The 4,978-nt window shown below is 73.2% G+C and carries 1 protein-coding gene; it reads left to right on the forward strand.

Translation table 11 applies throughout. From position 1 onward, the window contains the following. Positions 1-4,978, forward strand: a 4,978-nt coding sequence (locus ITX44_RS40565) for a condensation domain-containing protein (protein WP_205365264.1), incomplete at both ends; no start/stop codon positions are given.

Raw genomic sequence — 4,978 nt, forward strand, 5'->3', positions numbered from 1 at the left:
TCACCGCCGAGATGGTGCCGCTGTCCGGCCTGACCACCGGGCAACTGGCCACCGTCGCGGCCGCGGTGCCGGGCGGGGCGGCCAACATCGCCGACGTCTACCCCCTGGCCCCCCTGCAGGAAGGACTACTCTTCCACCACCACCTCGACAACGGCGACGGCCGCGACCCCTATCTGCTTCCGCTCGCGCTGCGCTTCGACAACCGTGCCCTGCTCGACGACTTCCTGCGGGCGTGGCAGCGGGTGATCGACCGGCACGACATCCTGCGCACGGCCGTCATCGCCGACGGCCTGCCCCACCCGGTGCAGGTCGTCCACCGCACGGCCACGCTGCCGATCGTCGAGGTGGGTCCCGGGGCGGCGCTGTCCGGCGAGGCCGCCGTCGCATGGCTGCTGGAGCGGGCCGACCGGCCGATGGATCTCCGGCGGGCGCCCCTGCTCGACGCGCACGTGATGGCCGAGCCGGGCGCCGACGGCTGGCTGCTGGTGCTGCGCAGCCACCACATCGTGCTCGACCACACGACGCTGGACGTCGTCCTCGCCGAGGTGGCCGCGATCGTCGACGGCCGGGAGGCGGAGCTGCCCGAACCCCTACCGTACCGGGAGTTCGTCGGGCAGGCCCTGCTCGGCGTCCCGGCCGCCGAGCACGAGCGCTACTTCACCGACCGGCTCGGCACCGTCACCGAACCGACCGCCGCGTACGGCGTACTTGAGGTGCGCGGCGACGGCTCCGGCGTGCGTGAGGTGCGCTCGGACCTGCCGGACGACGTCGGCGCGGCGCTGCGGGAACAGGCGCGGAGGTACGGCGTCAGCCCGGCGACCGTCTTCCACGTGATCTGGTCGCGGGTGCTCGCCGCGGTCTCCGGCCGCACGGACGTCACCTTCGGCACCGTCCTGTTCGGACGGATGCGGGGCGGCACGGGCAGCGACCGGGTGCCCGGCCTGTTCATCAACACGCTTCCCGTCCGCGCGGGGGCGGGCACGGACGGGGTGCTCGACGCCGTCCGGTCGATGGGCGAGCAACTGGCCGACCTGATCGTGCACGAGCACGCCTCCCTGGCGCTCGCCCAGCGGTGCAGCGGGGTCACCGCCCCGACGCCGCTGTTCACGAGCGTCCTCAACTACCGGTTCGGCGGCCCGTCCACGGACGGCCGGGAAGAGCAGGAGCCGCCGGCCGCCGGTGGGCGCCTGTTGTGGGGTCAGGAACGCACCAACTATCCGTTGCTGGTCTCGGTGGACGACGTCGGCGCCGGATTCTCGTTCGTCGTTCAGGCGGTGGCGCCGATCGACCCCGACTCGGTGATCGGGCTGCTGCACTCAACCACCCGCGGCGTGCTGACCGCGCTGGCGGAGAACCCGCGGGCCGCGCTGGGACAGGTCGCCGTCCTGCCCGGAGAGGACCGCGAGCAGCTGATCGCGGAGCGGAACGACACCGGTCGCGCCCTGCCCGCGGTGTCGCCGCTCGCGCTGTTCGACCACTGGGCGACGACGACGCCGGACGCGGTCGCGGTGGTCACCGGCGGACCGGACGTGACGTACCGGGAGTTGGCGGCGCGGTCCCGGCTGACGGCCACGGCGCTCGCCGCCCGGGGTGCGGGCGCGGGGTCTCGGGTCGCCGTCGTGGCCGACGCGTCGGCGGACGTCCTGGCCTGGATGCTGGGCGCGCTGCGGGTCGGAGCGGCCTACCTGCTCGTCGAGACCGGCACCTCGGCGGCCGGGCTCGCGGACCTCGTCGCCGCGTCCGGGGTGGACCTGGTCGTGGCCGGCGGCGCCCTCGAACCCGGCGTGGACGTCCCGGACGACCGCCCGGCCGCCGTCGTCACCGGCGCCACGGCGGCGTACCTGCTGTGGGACCGGGACGCCCGGAGCGCGGTGGTCGTGTCCCACGAGTCGGCGGTCAACCAGGCCACCTGGTTCGGCGGCGGCCCCGGCCCGGCGGACGAGCGTGTCCTGGTCCAGGCGCCGACGGGCTCGGCCCGGTTCGCGGCCGAGGTGTGGCCGGCGCTCACCACCGGCGCGGCCCTGGTCCTGGCCCGGCCCGGCGGTCACCGCGACCCAGGCCACGTCGCCATGCTGGTCGAGCGGCAACGGGTCAGCACGGCGTGGTTCACTCCGGCGGGGCTGGCGGCGTTCGTGGCCGCGTGCCCGCCTGAGCGACGGCGGAGCCTGCGGCGGGTGTTCACCGACGCCCCGGTCGCCGACCCGGGCGTCCCGGTGACGGTCACCTCCGGTTTCCCGGCGACGTCGGGCGCGGTGCTGGCCGACCGGCGGCCGGTCGCCAACGTCCGCGTCTACGTCTTGGACGAGGGCCTGCAGCCGGTACCGGCCGGCGCGACCGGCGAGCTGTACGTGGCGGGCACGTCGGTGAGCCAGGGCTACGCCGGGCAGCCCGCGGCCACCGGGCACCGTTTCGTGGCCGACCCGTTCACCGCCGCCGGTCGCCTGTATCGCACCGGCTTGCGCGCGCGGTGGACCGGCGACGGCCGGATCGAATACGTCACGACGGCCACCGCACCGCAGGCCCTGGGCCCGGCGGCCCTGCGGGCACTGCTGTCCGGACATCCCGACGTGACGACCGCCGCGGTGGTGGCCGGCGAGGGCCGGCTGACCGCGTACGTGGTGCCGGCCGGTGATCTCGCCGAGGAGGAGCTGTCGGCGTGGGTCGCCGCGCGCTGGCCCGTCCCGGTCGAGCTCGTCGTCCTCACCGGCACCGGCGACGCCGACGCGGGCGATGTCGCCGCCGCTCTGGGCGGACGGGCCCCAAGCACCAGGCGGGAAAGCCTGCTGTGCGAGGCGTTCGCGGAGATCCTCGGACTGCCCCGGGTCGGCCCCGACGACAACTTCTTCGAGCTCGGCGGCCACTCCCTGCTCGCCACCCGCCTCGTCTCGCTGCTACGGACCCGCCTGGACGCCGAGATCCCGCTGCGGGCGGTCTTCGAGACACCCACCGCGGCCGGACTCGCCCGGCACGTGGAAGCGGCCCGGGCGGCCCGCCGGGCGATCACCGCCGGACCTCGGCCGGAACGGGTGCCGCTCTCGTTCGCCCAGCGCCGGCTCTGGTTCCTCAGCCGGTTGGAGGGGCCGAACGCGACCTACAACATCCCGTTCGTGACGCGGCTGCGCGGCCGGCTGGACCTCGGCTCCCTGCGCGGCGCGCTCGGCGACGTGCTCGACCGGCACGAGAGCCTGCGTACGGTGATCGGCACCGCCGACGGCCGCCCCTACCTGCGGATCCTCAAGGCGGCCGAGGCGCGGCCGGAGCTGCCGGTCGTGCCCGTCGAGCCTGGGACGATCCGTGAGCACGTGGCGAGTGCCGTCGCGTACCCCTTCGATCTCGAGGCCGATCTGCCGCTACGGGTGACCTTCTTCCCGGTGGGGGAGGACGACGGGGTCCTGGTCCTCGTGCTGCACCACCTGGCGGGCGACGGCGGCTCGCTGGAAGCCCTGTGGCGCGACCTCTCCACGGCCTACGCGGCCCGGACCCGTGGTGGCGTGCCCGGTTGGGCGCCCCTGCCGGTGCAGTACGCGGACTACGCGCTGTGGCAGCACGAACTCCTGGGCGACGACGAGGACCCGGGCAGCCCGCTGAACTCCCAGCTGGAGCACTGGCGCGAGGCGCTCGACGGGGCACCGCCGGAGATCGCGCTCCCCGTCGACCGGCCCCGCCAGGCCGTAGCCGGTCACGAGGGCGCTGCCGTGGCGATCGAGATCGGGGCCGAGACCCACACCCGGGTGTACGCCGTGGCACGCGACCACCAGGCGACGGCGTTCATGGTGGTCGAGGCGGCGCTGGCCGTCCTGCTCGCCAGGCTCGGGGCCGGTGACGACGTCCTCGTGGGCACCCCCGTGTCCGGCCGCACCGACGCGGCGCTGGACGACGTCGTCGGGTTCTTCGTCAACACGCTGGTGCTGCGCAACGACGTGTCCGGCGATCCCGCGTTCGGTGAGGTCCTGCGGCGTACGCGGGAGTCGGCGCTGGGGGCGTTCGATCATCAGGATGTGCCGTTCGAGCGGTTGGTGGAGGAGTTGGCGCCGGAGCGGTCGCTGGCCCGTCATCCGCTCTTCCAGGTGATGATGACGATGCGCGGCGCGGCCGGTGACCGCCCCTTCGAACTCGGCGGTCTGCGTGCCGAGCCGCTCGACGGGGGCCTGGCCGCGGCGAAGTTCGACCTGGAGTTCTCGTTCGTGGAGCAGTTCACCTCCGATGGCGTGCCGGACGGTATGACGGGTTCGGTGGTGTACGCGGCGGAGTTGTTCGACGAGTCGTCGGTGCGGGGGTTGGTGGATCGTTTCGTCCGGTTGCTGGGTGCGGCGGTGGCTGATCCGGGGGTGCGGGTGAGCCGGCTGCCGGTGCTGGACGAGTCCGAGGTGGGGCGGTTGGAGGAGTGGGGCGGCGGGGCTGTTGCCGCTGTGCCTGAATCGGTGCTGGGTTCGGTGTCTGATTCTGTGCCTGCCGTTGTGTCTGATTCGGTGCCTGTTTCGGTGTTGGGGTTGTTTGCGGGGTGGGTGGCGCGGACGCCGGATGCGGTGGCGGTGGTGTTCGAGGGGACTGTTGTGTCGTATGGGGAGTTGGATGCGTGGTCGTCGCGGGTTGCGGCTGGTCTGGTGGCGCGGGGTGCGGGTGCGGAGGTGCCGGTTGCTGTGGTGCTCCCGCGGTCGGTGGAGTTGATCGTGGTGTTGCTGGCGGTGTGGAAGTCGGGTGCGGCTTTCGTTCCTGTCGATCCGGATTATCCTGCTGAGCGGATCGCTGCGATCATTGCTGATTCGGGGGCGCGGCTGGTCGTTGATTCTTCCGATCTTCCGGGTCTGGTTGGTGATTCCGCGGGTGTTCCGGGTGTGGGTGTTGATTCCGCGGGTGTGTCGGGTGTGGGTGGGCCGTTGCCGGGTCAGGCGGCTTATGTGATGTTTACTTCGGGGTCGACGGGTCGTCCGAAGGGGGTGGTGGTTTCTCATGGGGGTGTGGGGAGTTTGTTGTCGTG

It is taken from the genome of Actinacidiphila acididurans (assembly GCF_016918855.1).
Lineage (GTDB): Bacteria > Actinomycetota > Actinomycetes > Streptomycetales > Streptomycetaceae > Actinacidiphila > Actinacidiphila acididurans.